This window comes from Actinocorallia sp. A-T 12471 (genome assembly GCF_033875155.1).
Taxonomy (GTDB): Bacteria; Actinomycetota; Actinomycetes; order Streptosporangiales; family Streptosporangiaceae; genus Actinocorallia.
The window spans coordinates 1-23,183 of the sequence record NZ_JAWZTE010000004.1 but is presented as its reverse complement, the minus strand read 5'-3'; the positions used below and the strand labels follow the sequence as shown (position 1 = coordinate 23,183).

Sequence of the window (23,183 nt, the reverse complement as noted above, 5' to 3'; positions counted from 1 at the left end):
TGCTCGGAAAGTCGGTTTTTCTGCTTCCACCTGCGTGAACTCTTGCAACATCCGACATGGCGGACGTAGGGGAAATGAGGAACTTAGTGGACGGTCTCCGCTAGAGTGCCGGTACCGCCCAGTTCCGGGCGGGGAGAAATTCCTATTACTTCCAAGAGGATTAGTAACGGATGACCGATATCGTCTCCTGCGCACTCGGCGCAATCGCCGCGACGGCCGTCGCCGCGGCCCTCACCTTCACCGCGGCGGCTTCGCCCGCTGAAGCGGAGGTCGGGCCTGAGCGGACCACGACCATTCCCGTGACGACGGAGACTCCGGAAGGCCGGGACACCTGCGAAGGCGCCGACTACCGTGCGGTGATCTTCATCGTAGGCTACAGGTCCGGTGAAACGGTTTCCACCACGGGCGACTGCCAGAAGCAGGCGTCCGTCTGACCCGATGAGTCCAAGAGGACCGGACGATCCACACCGGTCCTCTTGCCGTATCGAAGCGCCGAGAAGGGCGCAGGCAAAGCATCCAGGAAAGCACAGGCGAGGCATCCAGAACCCCCGCGCAGACTGGCGCTCCGGCCGTTGGAGCCGGGCAAGGCCGTCGCGAGCGGAGGTCGGAACATGGATATCGGCTGGAGGCGCGGGCCCTTCGGGCTCGACGCGGAGAAAGGCGCGACAGTACCCGGTCTGAAAAGGGTGCTCGCGGTCGTCCACCACCTGACGGCGGCCACCCGGCTCGCCGACGTCCTGCCGTTGGTGGAGCGGGACAGACGCATTCAGGTCGTTTACACGGTGGCCCCCGCATCGGTGCTGTCCGGCGGGACCGCCGGGTACCTCGAACGGCTGGGCGCGGCGGTGATCCCGTGGGCCCAGGCCACGAGCACTGCCTTCGACCTCGCCGTCGCCGCAGGCAACGGGGGCCTCGAGCAGGTGCACGCGCCGGTCCTGTGGCTGCCGCACGGAGTCGGCCCCCACACGCTCATCCACCGGTGGTCAGGGCACGGACTGCCCGCGCCCCGCCCGGTGGCGGGGCTTCGGCCCGAGGCGATCGTGGCGGGCGGCCGCGTCATCCCCTCGGTCATCGCGGTGGCGCGGGAGGAACACGGCGAGGAGGTCAGACGTGTCTGCCCCGAGGCCGCGCCGGCCATCGTGGTGACCGGCGATCCGGCCTACGACCGGATCGCCGCGAGCGTCGGATCGCGTGCGGCCTTCCGCGCCGCCCTTGGCGTTTCGCCGGGTCAGCGGCTCGTCCTCTTGTCCTCGACGTGGGGGCCGCGCAGCCTGCTCGGGCGGCATCCCGACCTGCCCGACCGCCTCGCCGCGGAACTGCCCGCGCACGATTACCGCGTGGTCGTCGCGGCGCACCCGAACATGTTCACCTGGCATGGCCGTAGGCAGGTCGAATCATGGTATTCCCGGCATGGCAGCGGGCTGCTGAACCCGGAGGAAGGATGGGGAGGTGCCCTGATCGCCGCCGACCTCGTCGTCGGCGACCACGGGTCGGTCACGTACTACTCGGCGGCGCTCGGCGTGCCCGTGGTCCTCGGCGCGTTTCCGGACGGGGACGTCATGCCCGGCTCGCCGGTCGGCCTCCTCGGCAGGGTCAGGCCGCGCCTCGACCTCGGCGCGCCGCTGCGCGGCCAGCTTGAGGAGGCCCTGGGGCGGGACGGTTCCACGACGCATGACGTCTTCCGCGCAAGGCTCACCTCGAACCCCGGCCGGTCGGCGGAGATCCTGCGCCGGACCATGTACCGGCTGCTTGGTCTGAGCGAACCCGGTGACCCGGCGCGTCCGGCCGTCCTTCCGCCGCCGAGGCTCATACGCGAGCAGGGGAGTGCGGCAGGATGAGCGCGCTCCTCACCGTCGTGCGCGTCGGCGGTATCGGGGATTTCGCCACGGGACCGGCCGCGCACGCGACCCTCGTGTCGGTCATGACCGACGGCACGTCCCTGTCCGCGCTGCTCGAACGGTTCCCCCACCCGGGGGATGGCGGCCCGGCGCACGGTGTGGACCAGCACCTCGTGGCGCTCCTCGACGCGGCGCGGCCAGCCTGGGCGGCGATCGCCGACGTGCTGGTCCTGCACGCCCGCGAGGCCCAGCTCCTCGATGACGTCTGCACCGGGTGGGCGGTGGCCGTCGTCAGGGACTCCGACGGCGACGTCCGCGTGCTGACCCGCGCGGGCTGGTCGGCCGACCTGGTCAAGGCGGCCGGAGCCGGGACCGCGTTCGTGACCCTGGCGTCCTACGGCTCGCTGGTGCACGCGTGGCAGGTCGGGGGACGTCGGCTCGAGGATCTCGACGACGCCGTGCTCTCCGTCGGGAGGGACCGCCGCCGTGTCCGGAGCCGCTCATGTTCCGGCCGTCCCTGAGGTCACCGGCCCGGGGCGTCGAGAGCGGACAGCCGTTCGGCCACCTGGTGCCGCTGCGGCGCGTCGAGGTCTTCGTAGATGTCCAGCGCCGAGCGCAGATGGCCGCGCAGCGCGTCGCCGTCGCCGAGATGCTCGGCCACGGCGGCCATGCCGACGTGGACGCCCGCCAGCACATGCCTGGCCCCGGCCTGTTCCGCGACGACCAGGGCGCGGTCCAGGGCCCGCTGTGCCTCGGGCGCTCGCGCGAGGCGCAGGTGGACCTGGGCGATCGTGGTGAGGATCTTCGCCTCGTTGTAGGAGTCCGCGGTCCCCGCGAAGTACTCGCGGGCGACCTCCAAGTGCGCGGCGGACTCCGCGTCGCGGCCGAGGGCGTGCAGGGTCTCGCCGAGCCTGCGGGTGATCAGCGCGATGCCCCGGGGACGGCCGAGCCGTCGGTGCAGCGCGAGAGCCGGGACGAACGCCTCGGCCGCGCGCTCCGGCTGCGCCAGGCCGAGGTGGGCCACGCCGAGCCCTTCCAGGGCCGCCGCCTCCGCGAGCGGGTGGGAGATCTCGCGGGCCAGGCGCACGGCCTCGGTGTAGAGGTCGGCCGCCACCCCGAACTCCTCGAGGTTCAGGTGCGCGGACGCGAGCCCGCTGAGCATCCGGGCCTCGACGGCGGGCTCACCGCACGCCCGCGCCGCGTCAAGGCCGAGCCGGTAGCACACCAGCCAAGACCGGTAGTGCTTGCGGTTGACGAACAGCCCCCACAGCGCCTCGCTCATGGCCCACACGGACGCGTGGAGCGCACGGTCATGGGCGTGCCGCTGGAGGGCGAGCAGGTTGACGAGGTTGCCTTCGAGCCATCGCACCGCCTCGGCCTTGTCGGCGAAGTGCCGGATCGGGGGCCGTGTGTAGAGGGGGCCGAGATGCCATCGGTCGGGGATCAGGACGCCGTCGGCCGCCACCGCCGTCGCGAGGTGGTGCTGAAGAAGCCGGTCGAACGCCGCGTCACCGTCGTCGGCGGCCGCGGAGAGTTCGGCGAGGTCGCGGGAGTACAGGCGCAGAAGGTCGTGGAACCGGTACCTTCCCGACTCCTCCTCGATGATCAGGTTCGCGCCGACGAGCCCGTCGAGCAGGCGCGCCGCCTCGCTGCCGCCGACCGCCGCGAGGACCGCCGCGGACTCCACGTCGAAGTCGTCGCCGGGATGCAGGGACAGCAGGCGGAAGATCCGCGCCATGTCGGGCGTGAGCTCCTGGTAGGAGACGTCGAACACCGCGCGTACCGAGTGGTCCTCGTCGGAGCTCAGGACGGCGAGCCGGTGCCGCTCGTCGGAGAGTTCGTCCACCATCCGGGCGATCGGCCAGTTCGCGCGGACCTTCAGCCGGGCGGCGGAGGTGCACAGGGCGAGGGGCAGCCTGCCGCAGAGCTCGACCAGCGCGCGGGCGGCGTGCGGTTCGGCGCGGGTGCGCTGCGCGCCGAGGATTCCGTCGAGCAGCCGGACCGCGTCCTCCTCATCGAGCGGGCTGACGGGCAGGAACGACGCGCCCTCCAGCGCCAGACCGGACAGCCGCAGCCGCGTCGTGACCACCACGAGGGCTTCGCCGTGGCCGGGCAGGAGCGGTCTGACCTGTGCGGCGGAGACCGCGTTCTCGAGCATGATGATCAGTCGGCGTCCCGCCGTCACCGACCGGTACAGCGCGGCCTGCTCGTCGACTCTCGGGGGTATCTGCTCGGGGCCCACGCCCAGCGCGCGCAGGAATCCCTCGAGTGGTTCACTCGGCTGGGCGGGATCGCCGCTGGAGAATCCGCGGAGGTCGGCGTAGAGCTGGCCGTCCGGGAACTGCTCGCGGATCTGGTGCAGCCACGACAGGCCCAATGAGGTCTTCCCGACGCCGCCGGAACCGGTCAGGACGACCAGCCCCGGCCGTCCTTCCGCTCTGACGGCGTCGCTTACCCGCCGCAACGCCGACAGTTCCGCGCGCCGATTGGTGAAATGCGGGGGACGGGCCCGCAGTTGTGCCGGCACGGGAAGGCGTCGGGACGCTCCGACGTGCACGTCGCCCGTGATGTGCCCTGCCTGCACGACGGAGCCGGAGACCGCGCCCGCGAAGTCGTTGTCTGCGGCGGCGCCGGGATCGTCGTCGGCCATCAACGTCGTCACCTTTGGTTATCGCGAAATTATTGCTGAGCCAATCAGGGGCTGTGCTCGTCGCGCCGACAACAATCTACCTCAGGCGGCGACATTCACCTCACCCCCCGTTATCGATCATTGCATTAGCGGTGACATTGATCTTGTTTCCCGGCCATTCCGGCCCGATTCCAGGGCCTGGCAAGCTGGTCGGCTGCCGATAATACGACCCCGTCGCGCACATTCGAATGGCGGGGCGGCAGCGTCTCGGGTGGTTGATGATCGACCCTACCTTACTGCGTAAAGGCCGCGGCCCGGTGACTGGTGTTATAGGGGGACTGTGTCGGCATAGGTGAGGCGGGAGGTTCGGGTGGCGAGCGTGGGGATCGGGCCGAGAACATGGGACATTTCGCCCATTAGGTGTCTGAGGGGGGAGATGCCGTGGGTGTTCTGGTCGAAGTGCATCATGTCGCCGCTTTCCGCGCCCATGTCGCAGGCTCCCCAGCGGAGGCGTCCCACGTCGCAGAGCGCGATGACGAGCTCGCGGCGCAGGGACAGGAAGCCGCGCACCGGGTTCCGTGTCGCGGCGGGGTTCAGCGACAGACTGCCGAACACCATCGGGACGCGGACGAGCTCGTAGTCCCGCAGGATCTGGTGGTACTGCTGCTCGGCGGTCAGCGGCCAGAGCGGATGGTTCAGCCGGAACTCGGTGCTCGCCATGAACGACGTCAGGTCGGCGACCGCGGCGGCCTTGTCGCGCCGCTCCGCGCCGAGAGCCGACTCCAGGGCGGACGGCGTCGCGCTCTCGGCGTTCGGCACGGGCACGCGGTCGATCCTGCTGAGCGTGCTCGCGCAGCCGAACGACAGGTAGGACGTGAGCAGCTCGGACACCAGGGCGAAACGGTCGAAGCATGACGCGGTGGACTCGCCGCTCCTGCGGTTGCCGACGTCCGCCGCGGCGAGCGGCGACCGCATGAACTGGATCGCGCGGTCGTACGCCGACACGGCGGCCGCCCGGATCTGGCCGACCTCGACCGCGCTGAGCGGGTGGGCGCTCGCCGGCCGCTCCCCGCCGAAGACGATCCCGGCCGGGCTGACCGTCCGCGTCGCGATGTACGGGTTGCTCGCCGTGTCGAGGTCGATGGCCGACCCCGACGAGTGGAAGTTCGCCTGTTTCCGCCAGGTTCCTGGTGCTTCGCGTAGGCCGGCCCACTCCGCGACGGTGCCCGCGACCTGCCCCGTCACCGGGTTGATCCGCTGGTCGGGCGGCAACGCGAGGAACTGGGCGGTCAGCGCGGCCTCCACCGCGCCGAGCACGGCGAGCATCCCCGGATTCACCCCGGGACTCAGCTGCCGTCCGAGGAACGACCCGGCCACCAGATAGCCAGGCGGCACACGACCACCTCCCCCTGTTACCTCCCCGGATGTCCCCGACCTCTCCCCAAACCGAACCCCGCCGACAGTTCCCCTCAGGGAGATCCGCTCCTTCCCCCGAGGGCGCGTTTCCGACGGAATCGCCCCGCGGAGGGGGCTCGATCGTCCGGGGAAGTTCTTTGCCCTGGGAGGCCGCCGGGGGTAAGCGCGGGTTCGGCGTCGGGAAGGCGATCTCGGTGAGGTCGGCGGGGGCCGGGGGAGGGAGCGGACGGCGCGGCACGGCGTCGGCGCGGAAGGCGTCGAGCAGGTAGCCGACGAGACGCTGTGACGCTGCGGTGGGGGTGCGGGCATGGCCGACGACGCCGCCATTGGCCATGAGCACCAGGGCGAGGTCGTCAAGAGAGAAGTCACGACGCAGCCGGCCCGCCAGCTTCGCGCGCTCCACAAGCCGCTGGAACCCGACAACGCCCTGCCGCAGCTTCCGCTGGACCGTCGCGGCCTCGGGAAGGTGCGCCACGAACGCGGCGCTGAACCCGTGGTCGGCGGCCTGCATCGCGGCGAGCCCCTCGATCGCGGAACGCAGCCCGCGCCACGGGTCGGGATCGGCCAACGCCTCCTCAATGATCGCCGCACACCGCGCGAACTGCTCGGCGAAGACCTCGGCGAGCAGATCCTGACGGGTCGGGAACCGCCGGTACAGGGTGGCGAGGCCGACCCCGGCGTGCCTGGCGATCGCCGCCATCGGGACGTCGACGCCGCGCGCCGCGAACAGCTGCCGCGCGGAGTCCAGGATCCGCTGCCGGTTCTCCCGCGCGTCGCCCCGCAGCGCGGCCTGGCCCCCGTCCCCGTCTCCGGGCATCTGAGACTTTTTCGCCGCCATTCCTTCTCACTTGTCCCTTTGCTTGGAGAGTCCCGTCCTGGCTCCTGATTATAGTTGGCGTGTCCTCGTGGAATGTCAATTCGGTGCCGACGGGTGTTTTTATTTCCCGTCGCGGCACCGGGTGAATTGCGGGGAAATTCGATTCTAGGAATGGGGAGTGCCTTTATGTCCACCGCAGTGATCGTCGGGGCGGGGTCCGGCCTCGGGTATGCGATGGCCAGGCGGTTCGGCCGCGAGGGATACCGGATCGCCCTGGTCTCGCGCGATCCCGGGCGGCACGCGGACGTCCTGCGCGACCTCGGCGCGCTCGGCGTCACGGCCGAGGCTTTCGCCGCCGACGTGCGCGACACCGAGGCCATGGACAGGGCGCTGGATTTTGTGGTGGAAAGACTCGGTGAAATCGACCTCGTCTACTACGGACCCGCGCCGCACGGCATTTCCGGGGAACCGATCGACAAGATCACGGGAGCCGACATAGAAGAGACGATGGCGCTGGTGCGTCCGGCGGCGGACGTCGTCAGAAAGGTCATGCCGTCGATGCGGGAACGCGGGACCGGCGTCTTTCTGTTCACCAGCGCCGTCACCGCGCTCGTTCCCGTGCCCGAACTCGGCGCGCTGACCGTCGCCGCGGCGGCGTCCCGCAACTACGCGGTGACCCTCAACGCCGCCCTCGCCCCGCACGGCCTCTACGCCGGCGTCCTGCTCATCGGCGGCCTCATCGCCGACAGCGCCATCCACAGGGCGACGCCCTCCGCCGCGCCCTCCTCCCTCCTCGACCCCGACCGCGTCGCCGACGCCGCCTGGGACCTGGCCGCCCGCCGCCGCTCCGCCGAGGCGCTCGTCATGCCGGGCCGCCAGGCCCTCGCCCTGACCCCCCTCCTGATCAACCGCCTCCTCCGCACCCGAAGACACAACGCCCGCCCCCACCGCTGAAACACCACCACACAAGGAGCGAAGATTATGAAAGCGATCGGTTTCACCGTCCCCGGCGGACCCGAGGTCCTCACCGAACTCGACCTGCCGACCCCCGAGGCGGGCCCCGGCGAGCTGCGCGTGCGCGTCCACGCCGCGGCCGTCAACCCGGCGGACATCCTCGTGCGCCGGGGCGACGTCGACCTCAGCCGGCTGCCCGCCCCCTATGTGCCGGGCATGGACGTCGCGGGAGTGGTCGAGCAGGTAGGCCCCGGCACCGAGACCGACCTCGCCGTCGGCGACCGCGTCATGGCCGTCGTCATGCCCGACCGCCCCCACAGCGGCGGCTACGCCGAGGCAGCGGTCGTCCCCGCACGCCAGGCCGTGGCCGCCCCCGCGAATGTCAGCCTCGCCGAGGCGGCGACCATCCCGATGAACGGCCTCACCGCTCTGCGCGCCCTGCACGTCCTGGGGGTGCGGGACGGCTCGACCGTGGCGGTGACGGGCGCGGCCGGGGTGTTCGGCGGCTTCTTCGTCGAACTCGCCAAGCTCGCGGGTGCCCGCGTCGTCGCGGACTCCAGCGAGCGGGACGAACCGCTCCTGCGACGCCTTGGCGCCGACCTGATCGTCCGCCGCGGCCCAACCTGGGCCACCGAGGTCCGCCGCTTCCTCCCCACCGGCGTGGACGCCCTCGCCGACGCCGCCCTGCTCGGCCCCTCCGCCTTGGACGCCGTCGCCGACAACGGCCGCTACGCGAGCCTCCGCACCCCCGGCGAACCCGGCACCACCCCCCTCCCCACTCCCGCCCCCCGTGCCATCACCTACCACCCCGTCGCCTTCTACGAGCACCCCGACTTCCAGTCCGCCCTCCACCACCTCCGCGACGCCGTCGAAGCCACCCGCCTCACCCCCCGAATCCACGCCGTCGTCGCCCCCACCGACGCCCCCCACGCCCACACCACCCTCCAGGCCGGCGGCACCCGAGGCCGCATCGTCCTCGACTTCTCGCCCTCCTGACCCACCCCACCTCGAAGAACGGACCACGCCCATGTCAAAGCTGACGCGCTTCGCCGACTACAAGGACAGATACGACAACGTGCGGTTCGACCGCACGCCCGACGGCGTCCTCACCATGACGCTGCACACCGACGGCGACAGCATCGTCTGGGCCCCCGGCAACGCCCACGACGAGATCGCCTTCGCGTTCTCCGACGTCGCAGGCGACCCGGAAGTCGAGGTCCTCATCCTCACCGGAGCGGGCGACGACTTCATCGTGCACTACACCTACGGCGATGCGGGCGAGCCCGTGCCCGCCGTCGTGATGGAACGTCTGGGCTGGTCGGGCTACCAGCTGATCACCAACTTCCTCGACATCCAGGTGCCCTGTATCGCCGCCCTCAACGGCCCGACCGAACTGCACTCCGAACTCGCCCTCATGTGCGACGTCGTCATCGCGGCCGAGGACGCCACGCTGATGGACCGGGCGCACTTCGCGCAGGGGGTCGTCCCCGGAGACGGCATCCACCTGGTCTGGCCGCTGGTCGTCGGGCAGAACCGGGCACGCTACTTCCTCACCACTGACCTGAAGCTGACCGCTCGGGAAGCCATGGCGTGGGGCGCGGTCAACGAGGTGGTCCCCAAGGCCGAGGTTCTCGGCCGGGCCCACGAGATCGCGGCGAAGCTCCTGGCCAAGCCGACTACCACCCGGCGGTTCACGCGGCACCTGCTGACCCAGCCGTTCCGCAAGGCGGCGGCCGCCGAGCTCAACCACGGCCTGTTCGTGGAGGGGTACGGCATGCAGATCTTCACGCCTCGCGGGGATCGGCCTCTGTACGGGGACTGACCCGAGCCCTCGACCACGAACCCCCGCCGATTGTCGGTGGGGGTTTGGGGTGTTCCGCGATGCGGACTGGGGCGTTGTGGGGGGTGTGGGGCGCGGATCACAGTGGGGGCCGGTCGTAACACGGGCGTCATTTCGGTGGCGGATCGGGGTTGGGGCCGACGGATTCGCGTCGAGTTTGGTGAGGGAAGTGTGGAGAGTAATTCGGGTTCCAGCCCGCGGTTCTTCGTGGGGACGGACGTGGGCGGGACGTTCACCGACCTCGTCGTGCTGCGGGACGGGCGGCCGCCGCGGCTGTTCAAGTCGCCGACGACGCCGGAGGACAGGTCCGAGGGCGTGGTGAACGCGCTCGAACTCGCGGCGGCGTCCTACGGGATGGGCCTCGCGGAGTTCTGCGCGTCCGTCGAGTACTTCGCGCACGGCACCACCGCCGCGACTAACGCGCTGATCGAGCGGAAGGGCGCGCCGACGGCCCTGCTCACCACGCGCGGCTTCGCCGACACGATGCTCATCCAGCGGTCCATGACGTCATGGGTCGGCATGGGCGCGGCGACCGGCCACTACAGCACGCGCCGCAACCCCGACCAGATCGTGCCGCGCGCGCGGATCGCCGAGATCACCGAGCGGAGCTACGCGGCGGGCGAGGAGATCGTCCCGCTCGACGAGGAAGAGGTGCGCGCGACCCTGCGCCGCCTGCGCGCCGACGGCGTCAAGGCGCTCGCCGTGTCCTTCTTGTGGTCGTTCGTCAACGGCGCGCACGAGTCGCGCGTCGCGGAGATCGTCGCCGAGGAGTGGCCCGAGGTCTACCTGACGCTCTCGCACGAGGTCGCCCCCGTCATCGGCGAGTACGAGCGGTCCGCGACCACGGTCGTCAACAGCTACCTCGGCCCCGTCATCCGCGACTACGTCGCCAACCTCGAAGGACGCCTGCGCTCGCACGGCTTCACCGGCGACTTCTCCATCATGGACTCCGGCGGCGGCGTCATGCGCGCCGAGGACGCCGCGCGCAGGTCCGCGTCGATGCTCACCTCGGGCCCGGCGGGCGGCGTCCTCGCCTCGACGGCCCTCGCCGCACGCCTAGGCCACCGCGACGTCATCACCTCCGACATGGGCGGGACCAGCTTCGACGTCGGCCTGATCATCGACGGCGAGCCGCTGGTCGAGCGGGTCAGCGAGGTCGGCGACCTGCACCTGGCGATGCCAAGGATCAAGGTGACGGCGATCGGCGCGGGCGGCGGCTCCATCGCCGCCGTGGACGAGTCGGGCGTCCTGGTCGTCGGCCCGGAGAGCGCGGGTTCGGTGCCGGGCCCCGCCTGCTACGGGCGCGGCGGCGACCGCCCGACCGTCACCGACGCCGACGTCGTCCTCGGCATCATCGACCCCGCGCGTTTCCTCGGCGGCCGGATGCCGCTGGACATGTCGCTCGCCGAGAAGGCGATCCGCGAGCACGTCGCCGACCCGCTCGGCCTGTCCGTCGAGGACGCCGCCGCCGGCATCCGGAAGGTCGCCGACAACCAGATGGCCGATCTCCTGCGCAAGGTGACGGTCGAGCAGGGCCACGACCCGCGCGACTTCGTCGTCTACGCCTACGGCGGCGCGGGCCCGACCCACGCCTACGCCTACACCGAGGCGGCCGGGATCGCGACGCTCGTGGTGCCTCCGACGTCGACGGTCCACTCCGCCTACGGCACAGTCACGTCCGACAGGTTCCGCGCGGTGCAGACCACCGAGGTGCACCGGACCCCGCCCGGCGCGGCCGACCCCGCCGCCCACCTCGACGCCGCGCGGATCACCGCCGCGTTCGACGCCCTCGCGGCCCGCTGCCGCGCCGACCTCGACGACGACCCGCGCGCCCGCCTGACCCGCGTCGCCTACCTGAAGTTCCGCCGCCAGTCGCACGAACTGCCGCTCCCCGTTCCGGACGGCCCGGTCACGACCGACGTCCTGCGCGCGCTGATCGCGGACTTCCGCGGCGCCTACGAGCGGATCTACGGCGCGGGCACCGCCCTGCTCGGCGCGGGCGTCGAGATCCACACGCTGCGCGTCGAGGGCAGGGTGAAGGTCACCGACGTCCGCGAGGGCCAGTACCCCGGCGCGGCCGACCCCGACGCCGCCCTCCTCGGCGAGCGCGACGTGCACTTCCCCGAGACCGGACGGGTCGCGACCCGTGTGTTCCGGGGCGAGGGCCTCGGCGCGGGCGCGGCAATGCGCGGCCCGGCGATCTTGGAGTTCGCGGGCACGACGGTCGTGCTCGGCCCGTCCCAGTCGCTCCTCGTCGACCACCACAGCAACCTCGTCATCGACTGCAAGGGGGAGGCGTGACCACCACCGCCGACACCACCACCGCCGACACCACGAACGCCGACACCACCACCATCGACCCGATCACCTTCGAGGTCATCAGGCACCGGCTCCTGGCCATCACCGACGAGCAGGGCGCGACGCTCGCCGCGATCTCCGGCTCCACCCACGTGGTCGAGGCCAGCGACTACAACGTCGGCCTCTACCTGCCGGACGGCTCGGTCGCCGCGATGGGCCGCACGATCCTGTCGCACGCCTCGTCCATGGCCGCGATCACCAGGTCGGTCATCGAGGACTGCGGGCGGAGCCCCGGCATCAACCCCGGCGACATGTTCATCGTGAACGACCCGTGGAAGGGCACGGTCCACGCCCAGGACGTCGGCCTCGTCGCGCCCATCTACTACAGGGGCGAGCTGCTCGCCTGGACCGGCGCGATGTGCCACATGGTCGACGTCGGCGGCATGACCCCCGGCAGCTTCTGCATCGACGCGACCGACTCCTACCAGGAGGGCCTGCAGATGCCGCCGACCAAGCTGGTCGACGGCGGCGAGGTGCGCACCGACGTGTGGAACCTCATCCTCGGCCACACCCGCATGGCCCCGACCGTCAACCTGGACCTGCGCGCGCTCATCGGGGCGAACAACACCGCGGTCCGCGCGATGACGGCGCTCGCCGACAAGTACGGCGCGCGGACCGTCCGCACCGTCATGGCCAACCTGATCGAGCTGTCGGAGCGGCGGCTGCGCAACCGGCTCGCCCTGCTGCCCGACGCGCGGCTGCACTCCAAGGCGTTCCTCGACAACGACGGCGGCCTCGCCCGGTCGTCGGAGAACGCCACCTACGAGGTCGACCTCGTGCTGACCAAGCGGGGCGACACCCTGAGCTTCGACTTCTCGGCCTCCTCCCCGCAGGTCGACGGGTACGTCAACTGCGCCTACTCCGGGCTGATGGCCGGGATCGCCGCCGCGCTCCTGCCGACCCTCGCCTTCGACGCGCCATGGAACGAGGGCCTGTTCAAGCCGGTCGAGGTCACCTGCCCCGACGGCCTGATCTGCAACGCGGCACGTCCCGCGGCCGTCAGCGGCGGCGCGCTTGAGGCGGGCTGGCTCGTGGAGATGACCGCGACGGAGTGCCTGTCGAAGCTCGCGGCCTGCTCCGACGGGCTGCTGCGCGAGGCGCAGGCCACCCCGGCGGGCGGGCCCGACAAGTTCGTCCTCACCGGCGCGGGCGACAACGGCGCGCGCCAGACCTACGTGATCATGGACTGCCTCGCGACGGGCGGGGCCGCCTACGCCCACCGCGACGGGGCCTGGACGCAGGGCCAGCACAACATCGAGCGGCAGAAGATCTCCAACGTCGAGGCCGTCGAGATGGACTCGCCGCTGCTGTACCTGTGGCGCGGCCTGGTCGCCGACTCCGGCGGCGCGGGACGCAACCGCGGCGGCATGAGCATGGGCGCGGTCTACACCGTGCACGGCGGCCGGGACGTCACCGCGCTCAACTCCGCGCACGGCTGGGAGGTGCCGAACTCCTACGGGATCTTCGGCGGCTACCCGGGCGCGCAGAACACCAGGACCGTCGTGCACGGCAGCGACGTCAGGGCGCGGCTCGCGGCCGGGACGATCCCGTCGGTGGACGAGCTGTCCGGCGACCGTCCCGTCATGCGCGGCCGTCAGGGCCTGTACCACCTCGGCGACGACGACGTCCTCGCGACGGTCCCGCAGGCCGGCGGCGGCTGGGGCGACCCGCTCGACCGTCCCGCAGCCGCCCTCCAGGACGACCTCGACTTCGGCGCGGTGACGCCCGAGGCGGCCGTTCGCGTCTACGGCGCGGTCCTCACCGGCGATGGCCGGATCGACGCGGCGGCGACCGAGACCTCGCGCGCGGCCGTCCGCGCCCGTCGGCGGAACCTGCCCGCCGAACTCCCGCTGCCGGAGGCACCCGCAGGGCCGCGCGTCAGGGTCCACCCGATGGGCGACGGCCTCGACATCGTGGAGGCCGGGGGAGCCCGCTGGGTCGCCTGCGCGTGCGGCTGCGTCATCGCGCCCGCCGACGAGCCGTGGCGCGCCCGCGCCGCCCTGGAGACCAGCCGCGACGTCCACGCCTTCGGCCACGCGACAAGGCTTGACGAGGGCCTTGAGCTGCGCCGCTACGCCTGCCCCGGCTGCGGCAGCCTCAAGGCCACCGACGTGGTCCGCGTCGGCGCGCCCCACCCCGACGACATCCGGCTGCTCACGGCCGACACCTCCGGGGAGGCGTGATGGGCCACCTTGCCTTGGCCGCGGCCACGTCGCATGTCGGCGCGATCGTCAAGAACCCGCACGCCGATCCCGAGGTCTCCGACGTGCTGCACGAGGCGTGGCGGCGGCTCGACGCCGACATCGCCGCCGCCCGGCTCGACGCCGTCGTGCTGGTCGCGACCGACCACTACGAGACGTTCGGCCTGGAGAACTACCCGGCCTTCTGCCTCGGCGTCGCCGACGCGCACACCGGATGGGCCGAGTTCGGCAACCCGGGCGGCACCGTGCGGGGCGGTCCAGAACTCGCGGCGCGCCTGCTCGACGGCCTCACCGAGCGCGGTTTCGACCTCGCCAGGTCGCACACGATGCGGCTCGACCACAGCTTCATGGTCCCGCTCGCCAAGCTCCCGGCGGCGGCCGAGGCGGGTGTGATCCCCCTGTTCGTCAACTGCAACACCGCGCCGCTGCCGACGCTGCGCCGCTGCCTCGACCTGGGCAGGGCGCTGCGCGAGACCGTGCGCGCGCTGCCCGGCGACGCCCGCGTCGGCATCATCGGAACGGGCGGCCTCTCCCACTGGGTCGGCCTGCCCCGCTTCGGCGACGTCAACGAGGACTTCGACCGCGGCCTGCTCGACCTCCTCACGCGCGGCGACGCCGAAGCCGTCCTCGCCTGGGACGACGCGCAGATCCTTGACGAGGCGGGCAACGGCGCGCTGGAGATCCGCACCTGGCTCGTCGCGGCCGGCGCCGCCGACGGGCCCGCGCGGGTCTACGCCTACCGGCCGATGCCCGCCTGGACCGTCGGCATCGGGATCAGCGGATTCGAGGTCGCGCCATGAGCGTCGTCGGCCTCAACCGCCTGGCCAGGGACCTCGAGCACACGCCCGATCTGCTCGCCGCCTACACGGCAGCGCCGGAAGACGTGCTCACGGACTACCCGCTTACCGCCGACGAGGGGGCCGCGGTCCTGCAACGCGACGCCACATGGCTGCTCGGCCACGGGATGAACCCCGTCGCGCTGCGCAACCTCATGGTCGTCCTCGGCGTCGGCCACCACGAGATGTACGCGTCACGGGACGGGTCATGACATGACCGGCAACGACCAGACGCAGAACCGGCGTCCCGTGCTCGAACTGCGCGGCGTGCGCAAGGCGTTCGGCGGCGCGCAGGCGCTCGCGGGCGTCGACTTCACCCTGCTGCCCGGCGAGGTCCACGCCGTCGTCGGCATGAACGGCGCGGGCAAGTCCACCCTCGTGGAGCTGGTCTGCGGCTCGTTCGCCCCGGACGAGGGCAAGATCGTCATCGACGGCACGGCGCGGCACTCGCTGACCCCGCGGCGCGCCCACGCGGCGGGCGTGAGCATCGTCCACCAGAAGCGGACCCTCGTCGCCGGGCTGACCGTCGCGGAGAACATCCTCCTCGGCCGCCTGCCCACCCGGGCGGGACGCGTCGTGTGGGGGAGGGTCCGCAGGGAGGCCGCCGACGCCCTCGCCGGGCTCGGCATCGACGTCGACCCCGGCACCCGGGCCGGGGACCTCGGCCCCGCAGAACAGACCCTCGTGGAGATCGCCCGCGAGGTCCACGCGGGCGGCCGCGTCCTCGTCCTCGACGAGCCCACCGCGTCGCTCGGCGGCGACGACGCGCTGCGAATCCACACCCTGGTCCGCACGCTGCGCGACCGGGGCACCGCGATCATCTACATCTCCCACCACCTTGACGAGGTCCTCGACCTCGCCGACCGGATCACCGTCCTGCGCGACGGCCGCGAGGTCGCCACGGTCAGCCCCGCCGACGTGGACCTGCCCGCGCTGGTCCGCGCCATGGTCGGCGACAGGCTCGTGCACGAGCGGGTCGAACGCGTCAGGTCGGCGGGGGAGAAGGTGCTGGAGATCGCGGCGCTCACCTCGGGCCGCCTCACCGGCTTCGACCTGACGGTCCGCGCGGGCGAGATCGTCGCGGTGCTCGGCCCCGCGGGCGACGGCCAGACCGAGCTGTTCCGCGTGCTCAGCGGCCTGCGCCGACCTCAGACCGGACGGCTCACCCTGCACGGCGAGGAGATCGCCACGGGCAGGGCGGGGGCGGTGCTCGGCGCGGGTCTGCGCTGCGTCACCGGCGACCGGCTGACGTTCGGCCTGGTCCCAGGGCTGACGGTGAACGAGAACCTTGACCTCGTCCGGCGCGGCCGTCACCGTCCGTGGCTTGTGCGGTGGCGAAGGCTGCACGCGGAAGGCCGCCGCTCCCGAGCGCGCTACGGCGTCACCACCCTGCACGAGGACCCCGCCGTCGTAACGCTGTCCGGAGGCAACCAGCAGAAGGTGCTGCTCGCCGCATGGCTCGCCGACGACCCCGTCGCCTGCCTGCTCGAGGAGCCCACCAACGGCGTCGACGTCGCGGCCAAGGCCGACATCCACCGGCTCGTCGACGGGCTCGCCGACCGGGGCGCGGCGGTCCTGCTCAGCTCCTCGGACGTGGACGAGGTCGTCAGGCTCGCCGACCGGGTCGTCGTCGTCCGCGCGGGCCGGGTCGTCGCCGACCTGCCCATGGACCTGACCACCAGGGACGACCTGATCACGCTCACCGCAGGAGGAGACCACAGATGACCACCACAGCCCTGCGCGCCAGACCCGGCGTCGGCCTGCCCCCGGGCGTCTCCCGGCATGTCGGACTCCTCGCCGTCCTCCTCGCGCTCTCGGCGGTCACCGCGCTGAACAGCGACGTCTTCCTGACCGGCGCGAACCTCATCAACGTCTCCCAGCAGATCGCCGTGGTCGCGGTCCTCGCCGCCGGGCTCACCCTGCTCATGACGGCGGGCGGCATCGACTTCTCGCTCGGCGCGATCGCCGCCGTCACCCACGGCGTCACCGCCCAGCTCATCGTCGCGGGCGTCGGCCAGTGGACGGCGGTCGCGCTCGCCCTCGCGCTCGGCGCGGCCATCGGCCTGGTCAACGGGCTCGCCGTGACGCTGCTGAAGGTCGTGCCGTTCGTCGCGACCCTCGCCACCTCAACGATCCTCGGCGGCGTGGCCCTGCTCGTCATCGACGGCAAGAGCATCTCCATCGGCGACAACCTGATGGCGCTCGGCTTCGGCGAACTCGCGGGGACCGTGCCCGCGCTCGTCGTCGTCGCCGTCGCGGTGTGCGTCGCGGCCGGGCTCGTCCTGCGCTGGACGGCGTTCGGGCGCAACGCGTTCGCCATCGGCGGCAACGAGAACGCCGCACGGCTCGCGGGCATCCCCGTCGTCCGCACGAAACTGCTGCTCTACACCCTCGGCGGGCTGCTCGCCGGGCTCGGCGGGGTCATGCTCGTCGCCAGGCTCGGCGCGGCGAGCCCCGGCACCGGCGGCCTCCACCTCGAGCTGACGGTCGTCGCCGCGGTCGTCATCGGCGGGACCGCGCTGCACGGCGGCAGCGGCACCCTCGTCGGCACGGTCCTGGGCGTGCTGCTCCTCGGCGTCGTCACCAACGCGCTCAACCTCCTGCAGATCAACGCGCACTTCCAGGACGTGGCCGTCGGCTCCGTGCTGCTCGTCGCGGCGATCACCAACCACCTGCGCGGCAGCACCCACTGACCGCGCTCCCCGGCCACCACCACCCCGCAACCCACCCCACCCCTGGTCCGGAAGGAATCCCCATGTTCGGCATCAACGGTCGACGCGGCATCCCCCTGCGCGGCGTCGCCGCGCTCTCCCTCGCCGCGAGCGCCGTGCTCGCCGGCTGCACCGTCGACGGCGGCGACGGGCCCGCCAAGCCAGCCCCGTCCGACGGCGACCTCACCATCGGCTTCGTCAACGGCAACTCGATCGAGTTCCACACCTGCCTCCAGCGGGCCATGCAGGCGCGCGCCGACGGCGCGGGCGTCAAGCTCCTCACGGCCAACTCCGCGATGGACCCCGCCAAGGAGCTGTCCAACATAGACGACATGATCGTCAAGGGCGTCGACGCGATCGTCGTCCAGACGGTCAACATCGACTCCCTGGAAGGCGGGATCAACCGCGCCAACCGGGCGAAGATCCCGATCTTCCTGACCTCCGTCGCGTCGGTGGACCAGAGCAAGATCCTCGGCGCGGTCGTCACCGACGTGGTGAAGGTCGGGCGCGACCTCGGCGCGTGGCTTGTCGAGGACAGCGGCGGCAAGGCCGTCAAGGTCGGGATCGTGGGCGGCGCGCCGGGCGCGGCGGCCGACCTGATGAACGACGCCTTCAAGGAGAGCCTCGGTGACGCCGCCGAGGTCGTCTTCGACCAGCCCGCGCTCTGGCAGCGCGCCAAGGCCCAGGACGTCGCCGACAACCTCCTGCAGGCACAGCCCGGCGTCTCCTACGTCTTCGTGCACAACGAGGACATGGCCTTCGGCGTCCTGGCCGCGCTCAAGGCCGCAGGCCGCACCGACATCAAGATCCTCACGAACGGCGGCAGTGAGGCGGGGGTGAAGGCGATCCGCGACGGGGACTTCGCCGTCACCGTCAGCAACACGCCAAAGAGCGTCGGCGAACTCGCCGTGGACAACGTCGTCGGGCTGCTGCGCGGCACGCCAGGCGTGACGAAGATCGACGCGGTCCCCGAGACCGTCGTGACCAGCGAGAATGCGAGCCAGGCACCGCCCTACTGCTCGTGAGGTCACCATGAACGCATCTCCCAGCCCGACCTCCGGCGGCCCGCGCCGCCGGGGCGTCCAGTCCGTCGACCGCGCCCTTGACGTGCTCGGCGCGTTCAGCGCGGCGCACCCCCGCTTCCAGCTCTCCGAGCTTGCCGAGGCGGCGGGACTGCCGAAGGCGAGCACCCACCGGATCGCGGTGACGCTCGTCGACCGGGGGTTCCTGCGCCAGGAGGCCGACGGCGCGTACGTCCTTGGCAACCGGCTGCTCGAACTCGGCAGCCTCGTGTCCGCGACGACCGCGCTCGCCCACCTCACGCAGGGCGCGGCCGAGGAGCTGATCCGCTCCACCGGCGAGACCGTCCTTGTCGCGGAGATCGACTGGCGGGACAGGTCGCTGCTCATCACCGGCAAACGCGAAGCGCCGCACTCGCCCGAGACCCTGTCGCCGCTCGGCAGGCGCTCGGTCCTGGCGAACGGCTGCATCAGCCGGGCGATCCTCAGCGGCCTGCCGCGCGAGGAGGGCGAGGAGATCGTCGCACGGCTCGCGCTCGCGCAGCGCACCCCCGTCAGCGTCACCGACCCGGCGACGCTGCTGCGGGAGATCGACACATGCCGTCGCTACGGCTACGCGATCGAGATCAACGAGTTCATCCCGGGGATCGCGGGCGTCGCGGTCCCCGTGATGGTCGCCGGACGGCCCGCGGGCGCGGTCGCGGTGTGCGGGCAGTCCGCCCGCATGCCGCGCCGCCGCCTCGAGGCGCTCGGCACGCACATCAAGTACCTGCTCGGCCGGGCCTCCGCCGCGCAGCCGCCCGGCCCCCCGTGACCGGGCCGACAGATGGAGAAGACATGCAGCACACCGAAGCCGCCTGGGTGACGTTCCCCAGCGGCGCCGACACGATCCGGGGCTACCTCGCGCTCCCGGTGCGGGCGCAGGAGCCGCCCCCGGTCGTCGTCATGGCGCACGAGAACCTCGGGGTGACCGAGCACCGGGAACGCGTCACCGAACGCCTCGCCGCCGAGGGGTTCGCCTGCCTGACCGTCGACCTGTACAGCAGGATCGGGGGGCGGCCGCCGCAGGACTTCACGACGGCCGACGAGCGGCGCGCCAAGGCGTTCCTCGCCGCACGTGACGAACAGGCGGTGCCCGACCTCGAAGCGGGCCTCGATCACCTCGCCTCCCGCGCCGACGTGGACGCGTCGCGCGCGGCGGTCGTCGGGTTCTGTCTGGGCGGCGGGCTCGCGCTGGCCTGGGCCGTCCAGACCGACCGGCTGGCCTGCGCCGTTCCGCTCTACGGACTGCCGGAACTGCCGGCCGCCTACAGCCCGACGGGACGTGTGCGCTCCCGGATCGACGTCGCCGACCGCGTCAGGTGCCCGGTGCAGGCGCACTTCGGGGGCGCGGACGAGGTCATCCCGCTCGACCAGGTCGCGCGGCTGGGCGACGCGCTCAAGCTCTCCGGGCAGCGGACCGAGGTGCACGTCTACGACGGGGCTGGTCACGCCTACCACGACGACACGCACCCGAACCACCATGCGGAGGCCGCGCGGCTTACCTGGGAACGGACCCTCGAGTTCCTGCGGGCGCACCTGTGAGCCTGTGGACCGAGTTGCTCGGCGCGGAGGTCGGGTTCGTGCACGCGGGCGGGGTGAGGACGCGGGTCGTCTCGCTGGGGGAAGGGCCGCCCGTGGTCCTGCTGCACGGGCGGGGCGGGCATCTTGAGACATTTGCCCGGAATCTTCCGGCGCTCGCGGGTGCGGGGCGGCGGGCTGTCGCGTTCGATCTGCTCGGGCACGGGCTCACCGGACGGCTCGCCGACGCTTCCTACACCGTGGGGGAGTTGGCGGACCATGCGCTCGGCGTGCTTGACGCGCTCGGGCTCGGGCGGGTCGATCTCGTCGGGCAGTCGCTCGGGGGGTGGGCGGCGGCGCTGCTGGCGTTGCGTGCGCCTGAGCGGGTGCGCGGGCTTGCGCTGATCGAGCCCGCCGGGCTTCAGTCGGAGGCTGAGCGGCTCGCGGATGGTGCCGTCCGGGCGGCTTATGAGCGTGGTGGGCGGGCCTATGCCGAGCCGACGCCGGAGGCGGTGCGGACCCGGCTCGCGGGGCTGCTGGCCGATCCCGTCGGGGTGGATTCCGAGCTCGTGGCGGTGCGGACCGCGCTGTACCGGCCGGAGGAGGCGCGGCGGGTGCACCGGCTCGTCAGGGCGGCGGACAACACGCCTTATCTGCTCACGCCCGAACGGCTTTCCCAGCTTGACCTGCCCGTCCTCTTGCTGCGCGGCGAACACGGGCACACCCCGGACGCCGTCGTGGCGGCCGCGCGGGCGGCGCTGCCCCGGGGGCGTCGCCTTGACGTCCCCGGAGCCAAACAGTGGCCGCAGTACGAGCGGCCCGACCTCGTCAACGACGCACTCATCGACTTTTTCGGCAAGGAGAACCCCTGATGTCGTTCTGGACCGACGCCCTCGGCACCGAGACCCGCTTCCGCGACGCCGCCGGATGGCGCACCCGCTCGATCGAGGCGGGCGACGGCGACCCCGTCATCCTGATGGGCGGGCTCACCGGGCACGCCGAGGCGTTCCTGCGCAACCTCGTGCCGCTCGCGGAGCGCGGCCTGCGCGTCTACGCGATCGACGCCCTCGGCCACGGCCTCACCGCACGCCCGACCGACGTGACCTACCACGCGCCGGTCTTCACCGAACACCTCATCGGCTTCCTCGACGCGATCGGCGCGCGGCGGGCCCACCTCGTCGGACAGTCGCTCGGCGGGTGGACGGCGCTGTACACGGCGCTGAAGCACCCCGACCGCGTCGGCAAGGTGGTGTCCGTGACCGGCGCGGGGCTGCTGCTGTCGGACGACGGCCGCGCCGAGGAGAGCGAGAAGGTGCACGCCAAGGTCAGGTCGGTGACGGCCAAGGCCGCCGCCGCGCCGACCCGCGAGAGCGTCAGGCAGCGGCTCGAGTGGCTGATGGTCGACCCGGCGACGGTCACCGACGAACTCGTCGAGTGCCGCTACCGGTACTACACCCTGCCCGGCGCGGAGGCCGCGCTGGCCAAGCTCGTCGCGGAGCAGCCGAGCGAGGAGAACCGCGCGCACCTTCTTGACGAGGACGCCCTGAAGCGCATCACCCACGAGACCCTCGTCGTCTGGACCGACCACAACCCCACGACCCCCGCCGAGGTCGGCCGCCGCGCCTCCCAGATCCTGCCGAACGCCTCGTTCGACATGATCACCGACGCGGGCCACTGGCCGATGTTCGAGCAGCCCGACCAGTTCAACCGCATCGTCGGCGACTTCCTCACCGCGGACCCGCGATGACCCCCGCAGAAGAGGTCGCCCAAGGCTGCCGCGTCCTCGCCGCCAACGGCAACAGCGACATGATCTGGGGCCACCTCTCCCTCCGCGACCCCAACGGCTCAGGCATCTGGCTCAAAGAAGCAGGCTACGGCCTGAACGAAATCACCCCCGACCGAGTAGTCCACATAGACGAAACCGGCACCCCCCTCACCAAGCCAGGCAAAGTCCACCTGGAATACCCCATCCACACCGAGATCATGGCAGCCCGCCCCGACGTCAACGCGGTGGTCCACAGCCACGCAGAATCCGCCGTCGTCTTCGCCTCCACCGGCCTCCCCCTCCTCCCCATAGGCCACGAAGGCACCCTCTTCTGGCCCCCCGACATCCCCCGCTTCACCCGCACCGGCGACCTCATACACACCCCCGCCCTAGGCGCCGAGGTCGCCCAAACCCTCTCCACCCGCAACGCCCTACTCCTCATCAACCACGGCCTAATCACCGTAGGCCCCGACATCCCCACCGCAGTCCTAACGGCAATCTTCCTAGAAAAAGCCTGCAGAATGCAGCTCCAAGCCACCTCCATAACCCCCACCCCCACCCACTCCCCCCACCCCGAATCCCTCACCAAACGCACCCGCTGCTACCCCCCCACCCAACTAACCCCCGCCTACCACCACCTAACCCGAACCCTCCCCCCACCCCCCTAACCCCACCCACACGCGGAGCAGCTCCACATGACGTCCACGGGCGCGCCGACCAGGGGAACACCCCCGCGTGCGCGGGGAGCAGCGTACAGCGCCCCGACACCTGGCGGCCAGTCGGGGAACACCCCCGCGTGCGCGGGGAGCAGACCGCCCTCGTCTGGGTGGCGCGCGGTGAGGAGGGAACACCCCCGCGTGCGCGGGGAGCAGGACAGCATGTTCGTGCTGTTGATCCGCACGACGGGAACACCCCCGCGTGCGCGGGGAGCAGACCGCCGCGGCGCGGCCGTGCAGGATGGCGGTGGGAACACCCCCGCGTGCGCGGGGAGCAGCCAGTAACGGCCTAACTCCCCGCCCACGGGGAGGGAACACCCCCGCGTGCGCGGGGAGCAGCTGACCAGGCACTCTCTCATCGTTACCGTCCCGGGAACACCCCCGCGTGCGCGGGGAGCAGCGCGCACGAGCGCGCACCAGGAGGCGAGGACGGGGAACACCCCCGCGTGCGCGGGGAGCAGGTGGGCGGGACGATGGCCCGCATCGACACGCTGGGAACACCCCCGCGTGCGCGGGGAGCAGG

The 23,183-nt window shown here is 72.0% G+C and carries 20 protein-coding genes and 1 CRISPR repeat array; of the genes, 18 read left to right on the top strand and 2 right to left on the bottom strand.

Translation table 11 applies throughout. From position 1 onward, the window contains the following. Window positions 1–170: 170 nt before the first annotated feature. From R9X44_RS12465 to R9X44_RS12455, 3 genes are all read left to right on the top strand, one after another. On the top strand, window positions 171–434 hold the full coding sequence (locus tag R9X44_RS12465; protein ID WP_319814251.1) for a hypothetical protein: 264 nt from the start codon (window positions 171–173) through the stop codon (window positions 432–434). 177 nt (window positions 435–611) lie between these two features. Beyond that, entirely contained in the window at window positions 612–1,838 is a 1,227-nt protein-coding gene (locus R9X44_RS12460; protein WP_319814250.1) for a hypothetical protein, read from the top strand. Further along, on the top strand, window positions 1,835–2,359 hold the full coding sequence (locus R9X44_RS12455) for a hypothetical protein (protein WP_319814249.1): 525 nt from the start codon (window positions 1,835–1,837) through the stop codon (window positions 2,357–2,359). Before R9X44_RS12460 ends, R9X44_RS12455 begins: the two co-directional genes overlap by 4 nt. 2 nt (window positions 2,360–2,361) lie before the next feature. Here R9X44_RS12455 and R9X44_RS12450 read toward each other — a convergent pair whose 3' ends face one another. Further along, window positions 2,362–4,488, bottom strand: coding sequence for an ATP-binding protein (locus R9X44_RS12450; protein WP_319814248.1), 2,127 nt, complete (start codon window positions 4,486–4,488; stop codon window positions 2,362–2,364). Window positions 4,489–4,794: 306 nt separating this feature from the next. After that, a complete protein-coding gene (locus R9X44_RS12445; RefSeq protein ID WP_319814247.1) occupies window positions 4,795–5,862 on the bottom strand; it encodes a hypothetical protein in 1,068 nt (355 codons plus the stop codon). Between the two features lie 1,024 nt (window positions 5,863–6,886). On the opposite strand from R9X44_RS12445, the gene R9X44_RS12440 reads away from it, so the two are divergent. From R9X44_RS12440 to R9X44_RS12370, 15 genes are all read left to right on the top strand, one after another. Continuing rightward, window positions 6,887–7,654, top strand: coding sequence for an SDR family NAD(P)-dependent oxidoreductase (locus tag R9X44_RS12440; RefSeq protein WP_319814246.1), 768 nt, complete (start codon window positions 6,887–6,889; stop codon window positions 7,652–7,654). 27 nt (window positions 7,655–7,681) lie between these two features. Next, on the top strand, window positions 7,682–8,650 hold the full coding sequence (locus R9X44_RS12435; RefSeq protein WP_319814245.1) for an NADP-dependent oxidoreductase: 969 nt from the start codon (window positions 7,682–7,684) through the stop codon (window positions 8,648–8,650). A 31-nt stretch (window positions 8,651–8,681) separates the two neighbouring features. Continuing rightward, window positions 8,682–9,476 (top strand): enoyl-CoA hydratase/isomerase family protein, encoded by a 795-nt coding sequence (locus R9X44_RS12430; protein WP_319814244.1) that lies wholly within the window; start codon window positions 8,682–8,684, stop codon window positions 9,474–9,476. 225 nt (window positions 9,477–9,701) lie between these two features. Then, a complete protein-coding gene (locus tag R9X44_RS12425; protein WP_319814243.1) occupies window positions 9,702–11,795 on the top strand; it encodes a hydantoinase/oxoprolinase family protein in 2,094 nt (697 codons plus the stop codon). Beyond that, on the top strand, window positions 11,792–14,035 hold the full coding sequence (locus R9X44_RS12420) for a hydantoinase B/oxoprolinase family protein (RefSeq protein ID WP_319814242.1): 2,244 nt from the start codon (window positions 11,792–11,794) through the stop codon (window positions 14,033–14,035). The genes R9X44_RS12425 and R9X44_RS12420 overlap by 4 nt, the downstream gene beginning before the upstream one ends. Then, window positions 14,035–14,853 carry a hypothetical protein gene (locus tag R9X44_RS12415; protein WP_319814241.1) on the top strand — a complete coding sequence of 273 codons (819 nt, stop codon included), beginning with the start codon at window positions 14,035–14,037 and terminating at the stop codon, window positions 14,851–14,853. The genes R9X44_RS12420 and R9X44_RS12415 overlap by 1 nt, the downstream gene beginning before the upstream one ends. Further along, window positions 14,850–15,101, top strand: coding sequence for a hypothetical protein (locus tag R9X44_RS12410; RefSeq protein ID WP_319814240.1), 252 nt, complete (start codon window positions 14,850–14,852; stop codon window positions 15,099–15,101). The genes R9X44_RS12415 and R9X44_RS12410 overlap by 4 nt, the downstream gene beginning before the upstream one ends. A gap of 1 nt (window position 15,102) precedes the next feature. After that, window positions 15,103–16,614 (top strand): sugar ABC transporter ATP-binding protein, encoded by a 1,512-nt coding sequence (locus tag R9X44_RS12405; RefSeq protein WP_319814239.1) that lies wholly within the window; start codon window positions 15,103–15,105, stop codon window positions 16,612–16,614. Beyond that, entirely contained in the window at window positions 16,611–17,582 is a 972-nt protein-coding gene (locus tag R9X44_RS12400) for an ABC transporter permease (protein ID WP_319814238.1), read from the top strand. The genes R9X44_RS12405 and R9X44_RS12400 overlap by 4 nt, the downstream gene beginning before the upstream one ends. Window positions 17,583–17,644: 62 nt before the next feature. Beyond that, window positions 17,645–18,625 (top strand): sugar ABC transporter substrate-binding protein, encoded by a 981-nt coding sequence (locus tag R9X44_RS12395; RefSeq protein ID WP_319814237.1) that lies wholly within the window; start codon window positions 17,645–17,647, stop codon window positions 18,623–18,625. A 7-nt stretch (window positions 18,626–18,632) separates the two neighbouring features. Then, on the top strand, window positions 18,633–19,433 hold the full coding sequence (locus R9X44_RS12390; protein ID WP_319814236.1) for an IclR family transcriptional regulator: 801 nt from the start codon (window positions 18,633–18,635) through the stop codon (window positions 19,431–19,433). Between the two features lie 23 nt (window positions 19,434–19,456). Continuing rightward, the gene (locus R9X44_RS12385; RefSeq protein WP_319814235.1) at window positions 19,457–20,203 is read left to right on the top strand and encodes a dienelactone hydrolase family protein; all 747 of its coding nucleotides are present in this window, start codon (window positions 19,457–19,459) and stop codon (window positions 20,201–20,203) included. Beyond that, complete coding sequence (locus tag R9X44_RS12380) at window positions 20,200–21,051, top strand: alpha/beta fold hydrolase (protein WP_319814234.1); 852 nt, start codon at window positions 20,200–20,202, stop codon at window positions 21,049–21,051. Before R9X44_RS12385 ends, R9X44_RS12380 begins: the two co-directional genes overlap by 4 nt. Then, on the top strand, window positions 21,051–21,926 hold the full coding sequence (locus R9X44_RS12375; RefSeq protein WP_319814233.1) for an alpha/beta fold hydrolase: 876 nt from the start codon (window positions 21,051–21,053) through the stop codon (window positions 21,924–21,926). The genes R9X44_RS12380 and R9X44_RS12375 overlap by 1 nt, the downstream gene beginning before the upstream one ends. After that, entirely contained in the window at window positions 21,923–22,612 is a 690-nt protein-coding gene (locus tag R9X44_RS12370) for a class II aldolase/adducin family protein (protein WP_319814232.1), read from the top strand. The genes R9X44_RS12375 and R9X44_RS12370 overlap by 4 nt, the downstream gene beginning before the upstream one ends. 53 nt (window positions 22,613–22,665) lie before the next feature. Then, a CRISPR array of direct repeats spans window positions 22,666–23,182; the repeat unit is 29 nt; unit sequence GGGAACACCCCCGCGTGCGCGGGGAGCAG. Window position 23,183: the final 1 nt, after the last annotated feature.

Bases quoted from the DNA above. Each gene is read 5' to 3' on its own strand.
- R9X44_RS12465 (WP_319814251.1), top strand. From the start codon at position 171: ATGACCGATATCGTCTCCTGCGCACTCGGCGCAATCGCCGCGACGGCC.
- R9X44_RS12460 (WP_319814250.1), top strand. From the start codon at position 612: ATGGATATCGGCTGGAGGCGCGGGCCCTTCGGGCTCGACGCGGAGAAA.
- R9X44_RS12455 (WP_319814249.1), top strand. From the start codon at position 1,835: ATGAGCGCGCTCCTCACCGTCGTGCGCGTCGGCGGTATCGGGGATTTC.
- R9X44_RS12450 (WP_319814248.1), bottom strand. From the start codon at position 4,488: ATGGCCGACGACGATCCCGGCGCCGCCGCAGACAACGACTTCGCGGGC.
- R9X44_RS12440 (WP_319814246.1), top strand. From the start codon at position 6,887: ATGTCCACCGCAGTGATCGTCGGGGCGGGGTCCGGCCTCGGGTATGCG.
- R9X44_RS12435 (WP_319814245.1), top strand. From the start codon at position 7,682: ATGAAAGCGATCGGTTTCACCGTCCCCGGCGGACCCGAGGTCCTCACC.
- R9X44_RS12430 (WP_319814244.1), top strand. From the start codon at position 8,682: ATGTCAAAGCTGACGCGCTTCGCCGACTACAAGGACAGATACGACAAC.
- R9X44_RS12415 (WP_319814241.1), top strand. From the start codon at position 14,035: ATGGGCCACCTTGCCTTGGCCGCGGCCACGTCGCATGTCGGCGCGATC.
- R9X44_RS12410 (WP_319814240.1), top strand. From the start codon at position 14,850: ATGAGCGTCGTCGGCCTCAACCGCCTGGCCAGGGACCTCGAGCACACG.
- R9X44_RS12405 (WP_319814239.1), top strand. From the start codon at position 15,103: ATGACCGGCAACGACCAGACGCAGAACCGGCGTCCCGTGCTCGAACTG.
- R9X44_RS12400 (WP_319814238.1), top strand. From the start codon at position 16,611: ATGACCACCACAGCCCTGCGCGCCAGACCCGGCGTCGGCCTGCCCCCG.
- R9X44_RS12395 (WP_319814237.1), top strand. From the start codon at position 17,645: ATGTTCGGCATCAACGGTCGACGCGGCATCCCCCTGCGCGGCGTCGCC.
- R9X44_RS12390 (WP_319814236.1), top strand. From the start codon at position 18,633: ATGAACGCATCTCCCAGCCCGACCTCCGGCGGCCCGCGCCGCCGGGGC.
- R9X44_RS12385 (WP_319814235.1), top strand. From the start codon at position 19,457: ATGCAGCACACCGAAGCCGCCTGGGTGACGTTCCCCAGCGGCGCCGAC.
- R9X44_RS12375 (WP_319814233.1), top strand. From the start codon at position 21,051: ATGTCGTTCTGGACCGACGCCCTCGGCACCGAGACCCGCTTCCGCGAC.
- R9X44_RS12370 (WP_319814232.1), top strand. From the start codon at position 21,923: ATGACCCCCGCAGAAGAGGTCGCCCAAGGCTGCCGCGTCCTCGCCGCC.